Annotated in this window: 12 protein-coding genes, 4 tRNA genes and 2 rRNA genes (1 of these 18 only partly in view); all 18 read left to right on the top strand. The window is 55.4% G+C overall.

Annotation, left to right across the window (positions count from 1 at the left end):
* A 23S ribosomal RNA gene (locus BLU71_RS19090) occupies positions 1-1,822 on the top strand; it begins 1,072 nt to the left of the window's first position.
* A 156-nt stretch (positions 1,823-1,978) separates the two neighbouring features.
* A 5S ribosomal RNA gene (rrf, locus tag BLU71_RS19085) occupies positions 1,979-2,094 on the top strand.
* A gap of 132 nt (positions 2,095-2,226) precedes the next feature.
* Entirely contained in the window at positions 2,227-3,180 is a 954-nt protein-coding gene (gene birA, locus BLU71_RS19080; RefSeq protein ID WP_064363989.1) for a bifunctional biotin--[acetyl-CoA-carboxylase] ligase/biotin operon repressor BirA, read from the top strand.
* Positions 3,170-3,922, top strand: a complete 753-nt coding sequence (locus tag BLU71_RS19075; protein ID WP_083353678.1) for a pantothenate kinase — start codon at positions 3,170-3,172, stop codon at positions 3,920-3,922. Before birA ends, BLU71_RS19075 begins: the two co-directional genes overlap by 11 nt.
* Before the next feature lie 7 nt (positions 3,923-3,929).
* Positions 3,930-4,361: a hypothetical protein gene (locus tag BLU71_RS19070; RefSeq protein WP_042610657.1), complete on the top strand. Its 432-nt coding sequence runs from the start codon at positions 3,930-3,932 to the stop codon at positions 4,359-4,361.
* Positions 4,362-4,503: 142 nt separating this feature from the next.
* Positions 4,504-4,588, top strand: a tRNA-Tyr gene (locus tag BLU71_RS19065).
* Between the two features lie 25 nt (positions 4,589-4,613).
* A tRNA-Gly gene (locus BLU71_RS19060) sits at positions 4,614-4,687 on the top strand.
* A 26-nt stretch (positions 4,688-4,713) separates the two neighbouring features.
* Positions 4,714-4,789: transfer RNA gene (locus tag BLU71_RS19055), tRNA-Thr, on the top strand.
* Between the two features lie 85 nt (positions 4,790-4,874).
* Entirely contained in the window at positions 4,875-6,068 is a 1,194-nt protein-coding gene (gene tuf / locus BLU71_RS19050) for an elongation factor Tu (RefSeq protein WP_024014521.1), read from the top strand.
* A 53-nt stretch (positions 6,069-6,121) separates the two neighbouring features.
* A tRNA-Trp gene (locus tag BLU71_RS19045) sits at positions 6,122-6,197 on the top strand.
* A 45-nt stretch (positions 6,198-6,242) separates the two neighbouring features.
* Positions 6,243-6,611, top strand: a complete 369-nt coding sequence (secE, locus tag BLU71_RS19040) for a preprotein translocase subunit SecE (RefSeq protein ID WP_016772937.1) — start codon at positions 6,243-6,245, stop codon at positions 6,609-6,611.
* Positions 6,612-6,620: 9 nt separating this feature from the next.
* Positions 6,621-7,154, top strand: a complete 534-nt coding sequence (nusG, locus tag BLU71_RS19035; RefSeq protein ID WP_007957598.1) for a transcription termination/antitermination protein NusG — start codon at positions 6,621-6,623, stop codon at positions 7,152-7,154.
* A gap of 118 nt (positions 7,155-7,272) precedes the next feature.
* Complete coding sequence (gene rplK / locus BLU71_RS19030) at positions 7,273-7,704, top strand: 50S ribosomal protein L11 (protein ID WP_003176435.1); 432 nt, start codon at positions 7,273-7,275, stop codon at positions 7,702-7,704.
* Positions 7,704-8,399: a 50S ribosomal protein L1 gene (gene rplA, locus BLU71_RS19025; protein WP_024014523.1), complete on the top strand. Its 696-nt coding sequence runs from the start codon at positions 7,704-7,706 to the stop codon at positions 8,397-8,399. The genes rplK and rplA overlap by 1 nt, the downstream gene beginning before the upstream one ends.
* A gap of 198 nt (positions 8,400-8,597) precedes the next feature.
* Positions 8,598-9,098 carry a 50S ribosomal protein L10 gene (gene rplJ / locus BLU71_RS19020; protein ID WP_008081912.1) on the top strand — a complete coding sequence of 167 codons (501 nt, stop codon included), beginning with the start codon at positions 8,598-8,600 and terminating at the stop codon, positions 9,096-9,098.
* A gap of 73 nt (positions 9,099-9,171) precedes the next feature.
* Entirely contained in the window at positions 9,172-9,537 is a 366-nt protein-coding gene (gene rplL / locus BLU71_RS19015; protein WP_003228750.1) for a 50S ribosomal protein L7/L12, read from the top strand.
* A 221-nt stretch (positions 9,538-9,758) separates the two neighbouring features.
* Positions 9,759-13,832 (top strand): DNA-directed RNA polymerase subunit beta, encoded by a 4,074-nt coding sequence (gene rpoB / locus BLU71_RS19010; protein ID WP_016772939.1) that lies wholly within the window; start codon positions 9,759-9,761, stop codon positions 13,830-13,832.
* Positions 13,833-13,896: 64 nt separating this feature from the next.
* Positions 13,897-18,096 carry a DNA-directed RNA polymerase subunit beta' gene (gene rpoC, locus BLU71_RS19005; RefSeq protein ID WP_042610656.1) on the top strand — a complete coding sequence of 1,400 codons (4,200 nt, stop codon included), beginning with the start codon at positions 13,897-13,899 and terminating at the stop codon, positions 18,094-18,096.
* The last annotated feature ends 13 nt before the right edge of the window (positions 18,097-18,109 follow it).

The following is an 18,109-nucleotide window of genomic DNA, read 5'->3' as shown; positions in this document are numbered from 1 at the left end:
TTAAAGAAAGCGTAATAGCTCACTAGTCGAGTCGGCCTGCGCGGAAGATGTAACGGGGCTAAAACCATACACCGAAGCTACGGGTATCACCTTCGGGTGATGCGGTAGAGGAGCGTTCTGTAAGCCTGTGAAGGTGAGTTGAGAAGCTTGCTGGAGGTATCAGAAGTGCGAATGCTGACATGAGTAACGACAATGGGTGTGAAAAACACCCACGCCGAAAGACCAAGGTTTCCTGCGCAACGTTAATCGACGCAGGGTTAGTCGGTCCCTAAGGCGAGGCTGAAAAGCGTAGTCGATGGAAAACAGGTTAATATTCCTGTACTTCTGGTTATTGCGATGGAGGGACGGAGAAGGCTAGGCCAGCTTGGCGTTGGTTGTCCAAGTTTAAGGTGGTAGGCTGAGATCTTAGGTAAATCCGGGATCTTAAGGCCGAGAGCTGATGACGAGTTACCCTTTGGGTGACGAAGTGGTTGATGCCATGCTTCCAAGAAAAGCTTCTAAGCTTCAGGTAACCAGGAACCGTACCCCAAACCGACACAGGTGGTTGGGTAGAGAATACCAAGGCGCTTGAGAGAACTCGGGTGAAGGAACTAGGCAAAATGGCACCGTAACTTCGGGAGAAGGTGCGCCGGTGAGGGTGAAGGACTTGCTCCGTAAGCTCATGCCGGTCGAAGATACCAGGCCGCTGCGACTGTTTATTAAAAACACAGCACTCTGCAAACACGAAAGTGGACGTATAGGGTGTGACGCCTGCCCGGTGCCGGAAGGTTAATTGATGGGGTTAGCTAACGCGAAGCTCTTGATCGAAGCCCCGGTAAACGGCGGCCGTAACTATAACGGTCCTAAGGTAGCGAAATTCCTTGTCGGGTAAGTTCCGACCTGCACGAATGGCGTAACGATGGCGGCGCTGTCTCCACCCGAGACTCAGTGAAATTGAAATCGCTGTGAAGATGCAGTGTATCCGCGGCTAGACGGAAAGACCCCGTGAACCTTTACTATAGCTTTGCACTGGACTTTGAATTTGCTTGTGTAGGATAGGTGGGAGGCTTTGAAGCGTGGACGCCAGTTCGCGTGGAGCCATCCTTGAAATACCACCCTGGCAACTTTGAGGTTCTAACTCAGGTCCGTTATCCGGATCGAGGACAGTGTATGGTGGGTAGTTTGACTGGGGCGGTCTCCTCCTAAAGAGTAACGGAGGAGTACGAAGGTGCGCTCAGACCGGTCGGAAATCGGTCGTAGAGTATAAAGGCAAAAGCGCGCTTGACTGCGAGACAGACACGTCGAGCAGGTACGAAAGTAGGTCTTAGTGATCCGGTGGTTCTGTATGGAAGGGCCATCGCTCAACGGATAAAAGGTACTCCGGGGATAACAGGCTGATACCGCCCAAGAGTTCATATCGACGGCGGTGTTTGGCACCTCGATGTCGGCTCATCACATCCTGGGGCTGAAGCCGGTCCCAAGGGTATGGCTGTTCGCCATTTAAAGTGGTACGCGAGCTGGGTTTAGAACGTCGTGAGACAGTTCGGTCCCTATCTGCCGTGGACGTTTGAGATTTGAGAGGGGCTGCTCCTAGTACGAGAGGACCGGAGTGGACGAACCTCTGGTGTTCCGGTTGTCACGCCAGTGGCATTGCCGGGTAGCTATGTTCGGGAAAGATAACCGCTGAAAGCATCTAAGCGGGAAACTTGCCTCAAGATGAGATCTCACTGGAACCTTGAGTTCCCTGAAGGGCCGTCGAAGACTACGACGTTGATAGGTTGGGTGTGTAAGCGCTGTGAGGCGTTGAGCTAACCAATACTAATTGCCCGTGAGGCTTGACCATATAACACCCAAGCAATTTGCTGACCTGAGAAGGCACCAGATTGCGGTGTGTGAAGACGAAACGAACCGAAAGTTCGAAGCGCACAAACACCGACAGCTGTCACATACCCAATTTGCTGAAGCGAGGCCATCTGGTCACGACTCAGTACCCGAATTTCTTGACGACCATAGAGCGTTGGAACCACCTGATCCCATCCCGAACTCAGCAGTGAAACGATGCATCGCCGATGGTAGTGTGGGGTTTCCCCATGTGAGAGTAGGTCATCGTCAAGATTAAATTCCGAAACCCCAATTGCGAAAGCAGTTGGGGTTTTGTTTTGCCTGCGGGAAATGTGTCTGCTTGATTTCTATGCAACGGCACGGGGCATGGCTATCATTCGGGCCTCATTGTGAGGCGAAACCTGCATGTTGACGTTGTTGGATCTTCTGAAGGATGGGCGATTCCATTCCGGACAGGACTTGGGGACCGCCCTGGGAATTAGCCGAAGTGCTGTATGGAAGCAGTTGCAGCAGCTTGAAGCTGAGCTGGGCCTGTTGGTCCATAAAGTCCGCGGTCGCGGATATCAATTGTCGGCGCCTTTAACGCTGCTTGATCCTCTGGAAATAACCAGAAGGGCGCCTCAGTGGCCTGTGACTGTGTTTGATTCTGTCGATTCGACAAATGCCGAAGCTCTGCGCTCCGTTGGTGAAGGCGCTCCTGCGCCATTTCTGGTGCTGGCGGAGCGACAATTGGCAGGGCGTGGTCGTCGTGGTCGTAAGTGGGTGAGCCCATTTGCAGAAAACCTTTACTACAGCCTCGTCCTCCGTATCGACGGGGGCATGCGTCAGCTTGAAGGGTTGAGCCTTGTTGTTGGCTTGGCCGTTATGCAGACCTTGCGAAATACGGGTGTACCGAATGCCGGTTTGAAGTGGCCCAATGATGTGTTGGTGGGCAATAAGAAGATCGCCGGGATTCTACTTGAGCTCGTCGGAGATCCGGCGGATGTCTGTCATGTGGTGCTGGGTATAGGAATCAATGTGAATATGCAGGTTGCTGACGAGGTCGACCAGCAATGGACCTCCATAAGGCTTGAGTCTGGCCGGGCCTGTGATCGCAATGCTTTAGTGATTCAGTTAAGTAATCAACTGAGCGCTTACATTGATAAGCACCAAGCCAATGGCTTCGCTGGTCTGCATGCAGAATGGGCGGAAAACCATCTTTGGCAGGGGCGCGCCGTTTCTTTGATCGCTGGTAACAGTCAGGTCGATGGGGTTGTACTCGGCATTGATAGCCAGGGCGGGTTGCGCTTGAACGTAGACGGTGTTGAAAAAGTCTTCAGTGGTGGAGAGCTCAGCCTGAGGTTGCGTGATGATTCTTGAGCTTGACTGCGGCAACAGCTTTATAAAATGGCGCGTACTGGATGCCGGGGCGAGCGGAGTGGTCTCGGAAGGGGTTGTAGATTCCAATCAAGCTTTAATTGAGAGCCTGCGGATCATAAAGTCGCTCTCACTGCGCAACTGTCGTTTGGTAAGTGTCAGGACTGATGAGGAAACCGGCGCGTTAATTGAGCTTATTGAGCGGGAGTTCGGTATCCCTGTCGTATGTGCGAAATCCGCCCGCGAGATGTCTGGCGTTCGTAACGGCTATGAAGATTATGAGCGCTTGGGGCTTGATCGCTGGCTGGCGATGCTTGGGGGCTTTCACTTGGCTGCCGGCAATGCTTGCCTGATTCTCGACTTCGGTACGGCTGTCACTGCTGATTTTGTTGCGGCGGACGGGGAGCATCTCGGTGGGTTCATCTGCCCTGGCATGCCATTGATGCGAAACCAGCTGCGCACCCATACGCGCAAAATTCGTTATGGTGATCAGGCGGCTGAGCGGGCCCTTTCCAGTCATGTGCCGGGACGGACCACCGTAGAGGCGGTAGAGCGCGGTTGTTCTCTGATGCTGAGGGGCTTCGTGCTCACTCAATTAGAGCTGGCTCGAGCATATTGGTGCGAAAACTTCATGGTCTTCGTTACGGGAGGAGATGCTGAGTTGGTGGATGGCGTCGTGCCTGAGGCCAAGGTGGTGCCCGACCTGGTTTTTGTCGGCTTGGCCATGGCGTGTCCCTTGTCCTGAGGTTTATATGCGTTGGTTGTTTCTGCTGCTTGTTGTTCTCAATGGTTTTTACTACGTCTGGCATCAGCAGGAAGCGCCCTTGCGAGCCAAGGACGTGACGCCTCTGAATTTGTATCGCGGTTCGCAGCAAGATATTCGTCTGCTGAGCGAAACAGCCGGCGAAGGGCGCAGGGCGGAAGGTGCTGCGCGTCAACAGTGTCTGTTCCTTGGCGGATTTTCTGATGAGGATTCAGTTGCCCAGTTGCAGCAGCGCCTGGTGGCGATGAGAGTCAATATGCAATCCGTGCCGAAAGATGCTGCCGGAAGCGGTTACTGGCTGGCAATTCCACCAGATGGCCAGCGATTGTTGGGCGATCAACAGTTGCAAAACCTTTCCAAGGAATTCAATGAGTTAAAACATAAAATAATGCTGTGCGAAGGGGTTGCACCTGTTCAATAGTTTGCATAGAATGGCGCCCGCTCCACAGCGAACACCTTAATCGGCATTCAGTGTGAAGTGTGTCAACGCAGCTAACCTCAGGTTTTTAAATGAGAAAATGCTTGACAGGGGTTTGGCATGATATAGAATGCCGGCCTGATTAGGAGGGGTTCCCGAGCGGCCAAAGGGATCAGACTGTAAATCTGACGTCTACGACTTCGAAGGTTCGAATCCTTCTCCCTCCACCAGATTTAAGCGTGAGCTGCAGGCTCCGCGGGTATAGTTTAGTGGTAGAACCTCAGCCTTCCAAGCTGATGATGCGGGTTCGATTCCCGCTACCCGCTCCAAGTTTGCAGGTTGTGCAAAGGGTTTTGCTCTTGTAGCTCAGTTGGTAGAGCACACCCTTGGTAAGGGTGAGGTCAGCGGTTCAAATCCGCTCAAGAGCTCCATATAACAAGGCAGATATGAAAATATCTGCCTTTGTTTTAATGGTTGATATTGTTTGTCTAATTTCTTCTGTAGAGGGTGATATCGATGGCTAAGGAAAAATTTGATCGTTCCCTGCCCCACGTCAACGTTGGGACCATTGGTCACGTTGACCACGGTAAAACCACTCTGACTGCTGCTCTGACTCGCGTCTGCTCCGAAGTTTTCGGTTCGGCCGTCGTTGAATTCGACAAGATCGACAGCGCACCAGAAGAAAAAGCTCGCGGTATCACCATCAACACCGCTCACGTTGAGTACAACTCGACTATTCGTCACTACGCTCACGTTGACTGCCCAGGTCACGCTGACTACGTGAAGAACATGATCACAGGTGCTGCCCAGATGGACGGCGCGATCCTGGTTTGCTCGGCCGCTGATGGTCCGATGCCACAAACCCGTGAGCACATCCTGCTGTCTCGTCAGGTAGGCGTTCCGTACATCGTGGTTTTCCTGAACAAGGCTGACCTGGTAGACGACGCTGAGCTGCTGGAACTGGTTGAGATGGAAGTTCGTGACCTGCTGTCGACCTACGACTTCCCGGGCGACGACACTCCGATCATCATCGGTTCGGCTCGTATGGCGCTGGAAGGCAAAGACGACAACGAAATGGGCACCACTGCCGTTCGTAAACTGGTTGAAACTCTGGATACCTACATCCCAGAACCAGTTCGTATGATTGATAAGCCGTTCCTGATGCCAATCGAAGACGTATTCTCGATCTCCGGTCGCGGTACTGTTGTGACTGGTCGTATCGAGCGCGGTATCGTTCGCGTTCAGGACGCTCTGGAAATCGTTGGTCTGCGTGACACCACCACCACCACCTGCACCGGTGTTGAGATGTTCCGCAAGCTGCTCGACGAAGGTCGTGCTGGCGAGAACTGCGGCGTTCTGCTGCGTGGTACCAAGCGTGACGACGTTGAGCGTGGCCAGGTTCTGGTCAAGCCAGGTTCGGTCAAGCCGCACACCAAGTTCACTGCAGAAGTTTACGTTCTGAGCAAGGAAGAAGGCGGTCGTCACACTCCGTTCTTCAAAGGCTACCGTCCACAGTTCTACTTCCGTACTACTGACGTGACTGGTAACTGCGAGCTGCCAGAAGGCGTTGAAATGGTAATGCCAGGTGACAACATTCAGATGACTGTTACCCTGATCAAAACCATCGCGATGGAAGACGGTCTGCGTTTCGCTATCCGTGAAGGCGGTCGTACCGTCGGCGCTGGCGTCGTAGCCAAAATCATCGAATAAGCGGTTGTAATGTATTTTTCGGGCCGGCATAATGGTCGGCCTGATTTTGTTTTAGGTCAGTAGCTCAATTGGCAGAGCGACGGTCTCCAAAACCGTAGGTTGGGGGTTCGATTCCCTCCTGACCTGCCAGATTCACTCGGTGTGTCTGGCTTTCTTTTCACAGGATCTTCATAGATGACTCCTAAAGCTGAAGCTCAAGGCTCTCGCTTCGATCTGCTCAAGTGGCTTGTAGTAGTCGCTTTGGTGGTTGTTGGCGTTGTTGGCAATCAGTATTACGCTGCTTCGCCGATCCTGTACCGTGTACTTGCTTTGCTTGCCATTGCTGCTGTAGCTGCCTTTGTAGGCCTGCAGACCGCGAAGGGCAAGTCTTTCTTTGTACTGGTTAAGGAAGCTCGCACCGAGATTCGTAAAGTCGTGTGGCCAACTCGCCAAGAAACCACGCAGACCACCCTGATTGTGGTGGCTGTTGTTCTGGTTATGGCGTTGCTGTTGTGGGGGCTTGATTCCCTGCTCGGCTGGCTTGTTTCCTTGATTGTCGGCTAAGGGTGTTCCGTGGCTAAGCGTTGGTATGTTGTGCATGCTTACTCGGGTTACGAGAAGCATGTGATGCGCTCGCTGATCGAGCGCGTAAAGCTGGCTGGCATGGAAGATGGCTTCGGCGAGATTCTGGTTCCCACTGAAGAAGTGGTTGAGATGCGTAACGGCCAGAAGCGCAAAAGCGAACGGAAGTTCTTCCCAGGCTATGTGCTGGTCCAGATGGATATGAACGAGGGTACTTGGCACTTGGTCAAGGATACTCCTCGGGTGATGGGTTTCATCGGCGGTACTGCCGACAAGCCTGCACCAATTACCGATAAAGAGGCAGAAGCGATTCTGCGTCGCGTTGCTGATGGTAGTGACAAGCCTAAGCCGAAGACGTTGTTCGAGCCAGGTGAGACGGTACGTGTCAACGACGGTCCATTCGCCGATTTCAATGGTGTTGTGGAAGAAGTTAACTACGAAAAGAGCCGGATCCAAGTGGCGGTGCTCATTTTCGGTCGCTCTACTCCGGTGGAGCTCGAGTTCAGTCAGGTCGAGAAGGTCTAACTGGACAAGCAATCCCAACCCCGCAGCCTTAGGCTGTGGGGTTTTGTCGTCACTGGGATAAACGCGCAAGTAACCGGGGAGCCTTCCGAGGCGTTCGAACCCGTAATTGGAGTGCCTCATGGCCAAGAAGATTACCGCTTACATCAAGCTGCAAGTGAAGGCCGCTCAGGCTAACCCAAGTCCACCTGTTGGTCCTGCTCTGGGTCAGCACGGCGTGAACATCATGGAATTCTGCAAGGCTTTCAACGCCCGTACCCAGGGTCTTGAGCCAGGTCTGCCGACTCCAGTGATCATCACTGTCTATAGCGACCGTAGCTTCACTTTCGAAACCAAATCCACCCCTGCTTCGGTTCTGCTGAAGAAGGCGGCCGGTCTGACCAGCGGTTCCGCTCGTCCGAACACCGTTAAGGTTGGCACCGTTACCCGTGCTCAGCTGGAAGAAATCGCGAAAACCAAAAACGCGGATCTGACTGCAGCTGATATGGATGCAGCCGTGCGTACTATCGCCGGTTCTGCTCGTAGCATGGGCCTTAACGTGGAGGGTGTGTAATGGCTAAGCTGACCAAGCGTCAAAAGGCTATCGCCGGCAAAATCGAAGCAGGCAAGGCCTACAACATTGTAGACGCCGCTGCTCTGCTGGCCGAGCTGTCGACTGTCAAGTTCAGCGAGTCGTTCGACGTTGCTGTAAACCTGGGCGTAGACCCACGTAAATCCGACCAGGTTGTTCGTAGCGCTACTGTGCTGCCGCACGGCACTGGCAAGACCGTTCGCGTTGCTGTGTTCACCCAGGGTCCAGCTGCTGAGGCCGCTCTGGCTGCCGGCGCTGACCGTGTAGGTATGGACGACCTGGCTGCCGAAATGAAAGGCGGCGACCTGAACTATGACGTAGTGATCGCATCCCCGGATGCCATGCGCGTTGTAGGTCAGTTGGGTCAGATTCTCGGTCCACGCGGCCTGATGCCTAACCCGAAAGTCGGCACCGTAACTCCAGACGTAGCCAACGCGGTTAAAAACGCCAAGGCTGGTCAGGTTCGTTATCGCACCGACAAAAACGGCATCATCCACACTTCCGTTGGCAAGATCGGCTTCGACGCCGTCAAGCTGAAGGAAAACGTTGAAGCCCTGATCGCTGATCTGAAGCGTATCAAGCCAGCTTCTTCGAAAGGCATTTACGTCAAGCGCGTTACCCTGAGCACCACCATGGGCCCAGGTCTGGTTATCGACCAGAGCTCGCTCGACGCGTAAGACAAAGGTTGGCGCGGATTACCGCGCCAATTGAAAGATTGGGGTCCCTGCCTGGCGGGGGCTATCCAAGACCGTAGGCGGCGCAAGCCTTAAACCTCAAGCCTACGCAGATGGTGCTCCCGGTTCCTTACCGAATCAGACACCAAAACGACATTCGGTTCCGATCGAATGAAACGGTAACAAGCAGGAGTTAAACCCGTGGCAATTAATCTCGAAGACAAGAAGGCCATCGTCGCTGAAGTCAACGAGGCTGCCAAAGTCGCTCTGTCCGCTGTCGTGGTTGATGCACGTGGCGTAACAGTAGGCGCAATGACCGGACTCCGTAAAGAGGCTCGTGAAGCTGGCGTTTACGTACGTGTTGTACGTAACACCCTGCTCAAGCGCGCTGTTGCTGACACTCAATACAGTGTCCTCAACGACGTGTTCACCGGCCCGACCCTGATTGCATTCTCGAACGAACATCCGGGCGCTGCTGCCCGTATCTTCAAAGAGTTTGCCAAGGGTCAGGACAAGTTCGAGATCAAGGCAGCTGCGTTCGAGGGCAAGTTCCTCGCAGCTAATCAGATCGACGTACTGGCAACTCTGCCGACCCGTGACGAAGCAATTTCTCAGCTGATGAGCGTGATTCAAGGCGCTACCAGCAAATTGGCTCGTACTCTGGCGGCAATTCGCGACCAGAAAGAAGCTGCCGCAGCCTAAGGCTCGTCACTTCTCGCGTTTTTTGTTTATTTCGATGGTCGCGTAGGCCGTCCCCCAATTCAGGAATTGAGTCATGTCTCTGACTAACGAACAAATCATCGAAGCAATCGGCCAGAAATCCGTAGTGGAAATCGTTGAGCTGATCAAAGCGATGGAAGAAACCTTCGGTGTTACCGCTGCTGCTGCTTCGGCTGGTCCAGCTGCTGCTGCCGCTGTTGTTGAAGAGCAAACCGAGTTCAACGTTGTTCTGCTGGAAGCTGGCGAGAAGAAGGTTAACGTGATCAAGGCAGTTCGCGAACTGACCGGTCTGGGCCTGAAAGAAGCCAAAGAGAAAGTAGACGGCGCTCCTCAGGTTGTAGCTGAAGGCGTTTCGAAAGAAGCGGCTGAAGACGCCAAGAAGAAGCTGGAAGAAGCAGGCGCTAAAGTCGAGCTGAAGTAAGCATCGACTTTGCTCCTCCAGCCCGAGCGTCAAGCGACAGGCTGATGGCTGGTGGCTCTTGCCACCGGCCTTTTTCCGTTATTGGCAGCCGACTGGGTCGGTGCCGATAAAGGCGCTGTAACCACCCGATGCGGTGGCGCAAACCATGGGGTTTGCACGATTTTCTGGCTGCTCCCGTCGGGAGGGGCCAAACAAGCAGGTGACCAAGCTGGGGAACGCTGATGGCTTACTCATATACTGAGAAAAAACGTATCCGCAAGGACTTTAGCAAGTTGCCGGACGTCATGGATGTGCCTTACCTCCTGGCCATCCAGCTGGATTCGTATCGTGAATTCTTGCAAGCGGGAGCGACTAAAGATCAGTTCCGCGACGTGGGCCTGCATGCGGCCTTCAAATCCGTTTTCCCGATCATCAGCTACTCCGGCAATGCTGCGCTGGAGTACGTCGGTTATCGCCTGGGCGAGCCGGCATTTGATGTCAAAGAATGCGTATTGCGCGGTGTAACTTTCGCCGTACCTTTGCGGGTAAAAGTGCGCCTGATCATTTTCGACAAAGAATCGTCGAACAAAGCGATCAAGGACATCAAAGAGCAAGAAGTCTACATGGGTGAAATCCCCCTGATGACTGAGAACGGTACCTTCGTAATCAACGGTACCGAGCGTGTTATCGTTTCCCAGCTGCACCGTTCCCCGGGCGTGTTCTTCGACCACGACCGCGGCAAGACGCACAGCTCCGGCAAACTGCTGTACTCGGCTCGCATCATTCCTTACCGCGGTTCGTGGCTGGACTTCGAGTTCGACCCGAAAGACTGCGTCTTCGTGCGTATCGACCGTCGTCGCAAGCTGCCGGCTTCGGTACTGCTGCGCGCACTCGGTTACACCACTGAAGAAGTGCTGGACGCGTTCTATACCACCAACGTATTCCACCTGAGCGGCGAAACCCTCAGCCTGGAACTGGTGCCATCGCGCCTGCGTGGTGAAGTTGCGGTTCTGGACATCCAGGACGAGAAGGGCAAGGTCATCGTTGAGCAGGGCCGCCGTATTACCGCGCGCCACATCAACCAGATCGAAAAAGCCGGTATCAAGACGCTGGATGTGCCACTGGATTACGTCCTCGGCCGCACCACCGCCAAGGCTATCGTGCACCCGGCCACTGGCGAAATCCTGGCTGAATGCAACACCGAGCTGAACACTGAAGTCCTGGCAAAAATCGCCAAGGCTCAGGTCGTTCGCATCGAGACCCTGTACACCAACGACATCGACTGCGGTCCGTTCGTCTCCGACACGCTGAAGATCGACTCCACCAGCAACCAATTGGAAGCGCTGGTCGAGATCTATCGCATGATGCGTCCAGGCGAGCCGCCAACCAAGGACGCTGCCGAAACCCTGTTCAACAACCTGTTCTTCAGCCCTGAGCGCTATGACCTGTCTGCGGTCGGCCGGATGAAGTTCAACCGTCGTATCGGTCGTACCGAGATCGAAGGTTCGGGCGTGCTGTGCAAGGAAGACATCGTCGCGGTACTGAAGACTCTGGTCGACATCCGTAACGGTAAAGGCATCGTCGATGACATCGACCACCTGGGTAACCGTCGTGTTCGCTGCGTAGGCGAAATGGCCGAGAACCAGTTCCGCGTTGGTCTGGTACGTGTTGAGCGTGCGGTCAAAGAGCGTCTGTCGATGGCTGAAAGCGAAGGCCTGATGCCGCAAGACCTGATCAACGCCAAGCCAGTGGCTGCGGCGGTGAAAGAGTTCTTCGGTTCGAGCCAGCTCTCGCAGTTCATGGACCAGAACAACCCGCTGTCCGAGATCACCCACAAGCGTCGTGTCTCCGCACTCGGCCCTGGTGGTCTGACTCGTGAGCGCGCAGGCTTCGAAGTCCGTGACGTACACCCGACTCACTACGGTCGTGTCTGCCCGATTGAAACGCCGGAAGGTCCGAACATCGGTCTGATCAACTCGCTGGCTGCGTACGCTCGCACCAACCAGTACGGCTTCCTGGAAAGCCCGTACCGCGTGGTGAAAGAGGGCGTGGTGACCGACGAGATCGTGTTCCTGTCCGCTATCGAAGAAGCCGATCACGTGATCGCGCAGGCTTCGGCGACCATGAACGAGCAGAAAGTCCTGATCGACGAACTGGTAGCCGTACGTCACCTGAACGAATTCACCGTCAAGGCGCCGGAAGACGTCACCTTGATGGACGTTTCGCCGAAGCAGGTTGTGTCGGTTGCAGCGTCGCTGATCCCGTTCCTCGAGCACGACGACGCCAACCGTGCGTTGATGGGTTCGAACATGCAGCGTCAAGCTGTACCGACCCTGCGCGCTGACAAGCCGCTGGTAGGTACCGGCATGGAGCGTAACGTAGCCCGTGACTCCGGCGTTTGCGTCGTGGCTCGTCGTGGTGGCGTGATCGATTCCGTCGACGCCAGCCGTATCGTGGTTCGTGTTGCCGATGACGAAGTTGAAACCGGTGAAGCCGGTGTCGACATCTACAACCTGACCAAATACACCCGCTCGAACCAGAACACTTGCATCAACCAGCGTCCGCTGGTGCGTAAAGGTGATCGCGTTCAGCGTAGCGACATCATGGCCGACGGCCCGTCCACCGACATGGGTGAACTGGCGCTGGGTCAGAACATGCGCATCGCGTTCATGGCATGGAACGGCTTCAACTTCGAAGACTCCATCTGCCTGTCCGAGCGTGTGGTTCAGGAAGACCGCTTCACCACGATCCACATTCAGGAACTGACCTGTGTGGCTCGTGACACCAAGCTTGGCCCAGAGGAAATCACTGCGGACATCCCGAACGTGGGTGAAGCTGCACTGAACAAGCTGGACGAAGCCGGTATCGTTTACGTAGGTGCTGAAGTAGGCGCAGGCGACATCCTGGTCGGCAAGGTCACTCCGAAAGGCGAGACCCAGCTGACTCCGGAAGAAAAACTGCTGCGTGCAATCTTCGGTGAAAAAGCCAGCGACGTTAAAGACACCTCCCTGCGCGTGCCAACCGGCACCAAAGGTACTGTCATTGACGTACAGGTCTTCACCCGTGACGGCGTTGAGCGTGATGCTCGTGCACTGTCGATCGAGAAGTCCCAGCTGGACGAGATCCGCAAGGATCTGAACGAAGAGTTCCGCATCGTTGAAGGCGCGACTTTCGAACGCCTGCGTTCCGCTCTGGTAGGCCACAAGGCCGAAGGCGGCGCCGGCCTGAAGAAAGGTCAGGACATCACCGACGAAGTTCTCGACGGTCTTGAGCACGGCCAGTGGTTCAAACTGCGCATGGCTGAAGATGCTCTGAACGAGCAGCTCGAGAAGGCTCAGGCCTACATCGTTGATCGTCGCCGTCTGCTGGACGACAAGTTCGAAGACAAGAAGCGCAAACTGCAGCAGGGCGATGACCTGGCTCCAGGCGTGCTGAAAATCGTCAAGGTTTACCTGGCAATCCGTCGCCGCATCCAGCCGGGCGACAAGATGGCCGGTCGTCACGGTAACAAGGGTGTGGTCTCCGTGATCATGCCGGTTGAAGACATGCCGCACGATGCCAATGGCACCCCGGTCGACGTGGTCCTCAACCCGCTGGGCGTACCTTCGCGTATGAACGTTGGTCAGATTCTCGAAACCCACCTGGGCCTCGCGGCCAAAGGTCTGGGCGAGAAGATCAACCGGATGGTCGAAGAGCAGCGTAAAGTGGCTGAGCTGCGCACCTTCCTGGACGAGATCTACAACCAGATCGGCGGTCGTAACGAAGACCTGGACAGCTTCTCCGATCAGGAAATCCTCGATCTGGCGAACAACCTGCGTGGCGGCGTTCCAATGGCCACTCCAGTGTTCGACGGCGCCAAGGAAAGCGAAATCAAGGCCATGCTGAAACTGGCAGACCTGCCGGAAAGCGGCCAGATGCAGCTGACCGACGGCCGTACCGGCAACAAGTTCGAGCGTCCAGTTACCGTTGGCTACATGTACATGCTGAAGCTGAACCACTTGGTAGACGACAAGATGCACGCGCGTTCTACCGGTTCTTACAGCCTGGTTACCCAGCAGCCGCTGGGTGGTAAGGCGCAGTTCGGTGGTCAGCGTTTCGGGGAGATGGAGGTCTGGGCACTGGAAGCATACGGTGCTGCTTACACTCTGCAAGAAATGCTCACAGTGAAGTCGGACGATGTGAACGGCCGTACCAAGATGTACAAGAACATCGTGGATGGCGATCACCGTATGGAGCCGGGCATGCCCGAGTCCTTCAACGTGTTGATCAAGGAAATTCGTTCCCTCGGCATCGATATCGATCTGGAAACCGAATAACACGTGACGCGAATCGAGAGCGGGGCAGGATTGCCCGCTCTCTGCTCCGCCAGGAGGAAAGGCCTTGAAAGACCTACTGAATTTGCTGAAAAACCAGGGTCAAGTCGAAGAGTTCGACGCCATCCGTATCGGATTGGCCTCGCCGGAGATGATCCGTTCGTGGTCGTTCGGTGAAGTTAAAAAGCCGGAAACCATCAACTACCGTACGTTCAAACCTGAGCGTGATGGTCTGTTCTGCGCCAAGATCTTTGGCCCGGTAAAGGATTACGAGTGCCTGTGCGGTAAGTACAAGCGCTTGAAGCACCGTGGTGTGATCTGCGAGAAGTGCGGCGTTGAAGTTGCACTGGCCAAGGTTCGTCGTGAGCGCATGGCGCACATCGAACTGGCTTCGCCGGTTGCCCACATCTGGTTCCTGAAATCGCTGCCGTCCCGTATCGGCTTGCTGATGGACATGACCCTGCGTGATATCGAGCGCGTTCTCTACTTCGAGAGCTATGTCGTTATCGATCCAGGCATGACCACCCTTGAAAAAGGTCAGCTGCTGAACGACGAGCAGTATTTCGAAGCGCTGGAAGAGTTCGGTGACGATTTCGACGCCCGCATGGGTGCCGAAGCTGTCCGTGAACTGCTGCACGCTATCGACCTGGAACACGAGATTGGCCGTCTGCGCGAAGAGATTCCGCAAACCAACTCGGAAACCAAGATCAAGAAGCTGTCCAAGCGTCTGAAGTTGATGGAAGCCTTCCAGGGTTCCGGCAACCTGCCAGAGTGGATGGTGCTGACCGTTCTGCCGGTTCTGCCGCCAGATCTGCGTCCACTGGTCCCGCTGGATGGCGGTCGTTTCGCCACTTCCGACCTCAACGATCTGTATCGTCGAGTGATCAACCGTAACAACCGTTTGAAGCGCCTGCTGGATCTGTCCGCTCCGGACATCATCGTGCGCAACGAAAAGCGTATGTTGCAGGAAGCGGTCGATGCGCTGCTCGACAACGGTCGTCGTGGCCGCGCTATCACAGGTTCCAACAAGCGTCCTCTGAAATCCCTGGCTGACATGATCAAGGGTAAGCAAGGTCGTTTCCGTCAGAACTTGCTCGGTAAGCGTGTTGACTACTCCGGTCGTTCGGTAATTACCGTAGGCCCGACTCTGCGTCTGCATCAGTGCGGTCTGCCGAAGAAGATGGCTCTTGAGCTGTTCAAACCGTTCATTTTCGGCAAGCTGGAAATGCGTGGTCTCGCGACCACCATCAAAGCGGCCAAGAAAATGGTCGAGCGCGAGCTGCCAGAGGTTTGGGACGTTCTCGCTGAAGTGATTCGCGAACACCCGGTTCTTCTCAACCGTGCACCGACCCTTCACCGTCTGGGTATCCAGGCGTTTGAACCGGTACTGATCGAAGGTAAGGCTATCCAGCTGCACCCTCTGGTCTGTGCTGCGTACAACGCCGACTTCGACGGTGACCAAATGGCCGTGCACGTACCGCTGACACTGGAAGCCCAGTTGGAAGCGCGTGCGTTGATGATGTCGACCAACAACATCCTGTCGCCAGCCAACGGTGAGCCAATCATCGTTCCGTCGCAGGACGTTGTATTGGGTCTGTACTACATGACTCGTGAAGCGATCAACGCCAAGGGCGAAGGTCGTGTGTTCGCGGATCTGCAGGAAGTCGACCGTGTATTCCGTGCCGGCGAAGCCGCGCTGCATGCCAAGGTCAAGGTTCGTATCAACGAAACCGTCAACGATCGTGACGGCAACAGCGTGAGCGGTACCCGTATCGTCGACACCACCGTCGGCCGTGCGCTGCTGTTCCAGGTTGTGCCAAAAGGTCTGTCGTTCGACGTCGTCAACCTGCCGATGAAGAAGAAGGCGATCTCCAAGCTGATCAACCAGTGCTACCGCGTGGTTGGTCTGAAAGAGACCGTGATCTTCGCTGACCAGTTGATGTACACCGGTTTCGCTTACTCGACCATCTCCGGCGTTTCCATCGGTGTTAACGACTTCGTTATCCCGGACGAAAAAGCCCGCATCATCGGTGCAGCCACCGACGAAGTGAAAGAGATCGAGAGCCAGTACGCCTCCGGCCTGGTAACCCAGGGCGAGAAGTACAACAAAGTGATCGACCTCTGGTCGAAAGCGAACGATGAAGTTTCCAAGGCGATGATGGCCAACCTCTCGAAAGAGAAAGTCATCGACCGTCACGGCGACGAAGTCGACCAAGAGTCTTTCAACTCGATGTACATGATGGCCGACTCGGGTGCGCGGGGTTCCGCAGCACAGATTCGTCAGCTGGCCGGTATGCGTGGTCTGATGGCCAAGCCGGACGGCTCCATCATTGAAACGCCGATTACTGCGAACTTCCGTGAAGGTTTGAGCGTACTTCAGTACTTCATCTCAACTCACGGTGCTCGTAAAGGTCTGGCGGATACCGCGTTGAAAACTGCGAACTCCGGTTACCTGACTCGTCGTCTGGTAGACGTGGCGCAGGATCTGGTAGTGACCGAGATCGATTGCGGCACCGAACACGGTCTGCTGATGACTCCGCACATTGAAGGCGGTGACGTTGTAGAGCCGTTGGGTGAGCGCGTATTGGGTCGTGTGATTGCCCGTGACGTGTTCAAGCCAGGTACCGAGGACGTTATCGTTCCTGCCGGCACTCTGGTTGACGAGAAGTGGGTCGAGTTCATCGAGCTGAACAGCATCGACGAAGTGATCGTGCGTTCGCCGATCAGCTGCGAAACCCGCTATGGCATTTGCGCCAAGTGCTACGGCCGTGATCTGGCTCGTGGTCACCAGGTGAACATCGGTGAAGCGGTCGGCGTTATCGCTGCCCAGTCCATCGGTGAGCCGGGTACCCAGCTGACCATGCGTACGTTCCACATTGGTGGTGCGGCAAGCCGTACTTCCGCAGCTGACAGCGTTCAGGTGAAGAATGGCGGTACTGTCCGTCTGCACAACCTGAAGCACGTTGAGCGAGTGGATGGCCACCTGGTTGCTGTGTCCCGTTCCGGTGAGCTGGCAATCGCGGATGACTTCGGTCGTGAGCGTGAGCGTTACAAGCTGCCGTACGGTGCTGTGATTTCGGTCAAGGAAGGTGACAAGGTCGACGCTGGCGCCATCGTGGCCAAGTGGGATCCGCACACTCACCCGATCGTTACCGAAATGAAAGGTACCGTGACCTACGTGGGCATGGAAGAAGGCATCACGATCAAGCGTCAGACTGACGAATTGACCGGTATGACCAACATTGAAGTTCTCGACGCGAAAGATCGTCCAGCTGCCGGTAAGGAAATCCGTCCAGCAGTGAAGATGGTCGACGACAACGGCAAGGATCTGTTGCTGCCAGGCACTGACGTTATCGCTCAGTACTTCCTGCCAGCCAACGCCCTGGTCGGTGTGGCTGACGGTGCGAAGATTGCGATCGGTGACGTTATCGCTCGTATCCCGCAGGAAACTTCGAAGACCCGTGACATCACCGGTGGTCTGCCGCGTGTTGCCGACCTGTTCGAAGCCCGTCGTCCGAAAGAAGCGTCGATTCTTGCTGAAGTCAGCGGCACCATCGCGTTCGGTAAAGAGACCAAAGGCAAGCGCCGTCTGGTCATTACCCCGAACGACGGTAGCGATCCGTACGAAGAGCTGATTCCGAAGTGGCGTCACCTGAACGTCTTCGAAGGCGAACAGGTAAACCGCGGCGAAGTCATCTCCGACGGTCCAAGCGATCCGCACGACATCCTGCGTCTGCTGGGTGTGAGTGCGCTGGCCAAGTACATCGTCAACGAGATCCAGGACGTTTATCGTCTGCAAGGCGTGAAGATCAACGACAAGCACATCGAGACCATCCTGCGTCAGATGCTGCGTAAAGTTGAGATTTCCGAGTCCGGCGATTCCAGCTTCATCAAGGGCGACCAGATGGAACTGACTCACGTTCTGGTAGAGAACGAACGTCTGAGCACGGAAGACAAGTTTGTCTCCAAGTTCACTCGCGTGCTGCTGGGTATCACCAAGGCGTCGTTGTCCACCGAATCGTTCATCTCGGCGGCTTCCTTCCAGGAAACCACCCGCGTACTGACCGAAGCGGCAGTCACCGGCAAGCGCGATTACCTGCGCGGCCTGAAAGAAAACGTAGTCGTGGGTCGTCTGATCCCGGCCGGTACCGGTCTTGCCTATCACAGCGAGCGCAAGCGTCGCCGTGATGCCGACAAGCCGTTGCGCGTAAGCGCCAGTGAAGTGGAAGCTGCACTGACCGAAGCGCTGAACTCGAGCGGTAACTGAGTTCTGCGATAAA

It is taken from the genome of Pseudomonas moraviensis, from assembly GCF_900105805.1.
In the GTDB taxonomy this organism is placed as follows: Bacteria; Pseudomonadota; Gammaproteobacteria; order Pseudomonadales; family Pseudomonadaceae; genus Aquipseudomonas; species Aquipseudomonas moraviensis_A.
The sequence above is the reverse complement of the archived record's forward strand: the minus strand, read 5'-3'. Positions and strand labels throughout refer to the sequence as shown.